At 45.3% G+C, this 841-nt stretch carries 1 protein-coding gene; it reads left to right on the top strand.

Features of this window, described 5'->3' with window-relative positions; translation table 11 throughout:
• Positions 1-52: 52 nt before the first annotated feature.
• The coding region (locus ATO12_RS26680) for an HYR domain-containing protein (protein ID WP_394331733.1) at positions 53-841 on the top strand (789 nt) is incomplete at its 3' end.

The following is an 841-nucleotide window of genomic DNA, read 5'->3' as shown; positions in this document are numbered from 1 at the left end:
TACTGCAAGCAGTGTTGCTTTAGGTACACCAACGACTTCAGATAATTGTGCAGTGGCTAGTGTAACCAACGATGCACCTGGAGTGTTCCCGATAGGAGATACGACAGTAACCTGGACGGTAACGGATAGCTCTGGTAATACCGCTACCTGCACGCAAACCGTAACTGTAACTGATAATATCGATCCGGTAATTGCATGTCCCGCCACAATAAATGTTAATGTTGATGCTGGTTTATGTACTGCGAGTAGTGTTGCTTTAGGTACCCCAACGACTTCAGATAATTGTGCAGTGGCAAGTGTCACTAACGATGCACCGGGAGTTTTCCCACTAGGAGATACGACAGTGACGTGGACAGTGACCGATAGCTCTGGTAATACTGCGACTTGTACCCAAACAATAACAGTAACCGATACTATTGATCCAACGATCAGTTGTCCAGCGACTGTAAATGTAAATGTTGATGCTGGTCTATGTACAGCCAGTAGTGTTACTTTAGGTACCCCGACGACTTCAGATAATTGTGCAGTGGCTAGTGTCACTAACGATGCACCAGTAACCTTTCCACTAGGAGATACAACAGTAACGTGGACCGTAACCGATAGCTCTGGTAATACCGCTACCTGTACGCAAACCGTAACCGTAACTGATAACATTGATCCAACAATCAGTTGTCCAGCTACAGTAAATGTAAATGTTGATGCTGGTCTATGTACAGCCAGTAGTGTTGCTTTAGGTACACCAACGACTTCAGATAATTGTGCAGTGGCTAGTGTAACCAATGATGCACCTGGAGTTTTCCCATTAGGAGATACGACAGTAACCTGGACGGTAACGGATAGC

This window comes from Aquimarina atlantica (assembly GCF_000626715.1).
Classification (GTDB): domain Bacteria; phylum Bacteroidota; class Bacteroidia; order Flavobacteriales; family Flavobacteriaceae; genus Aquimarina; species Aquimarina atlantica.
The sequence above is the reverse complement of the archived record's forward strand: the minus strand, read 5'-3'. Positions and strand labels throughout refer to the sequence as shown.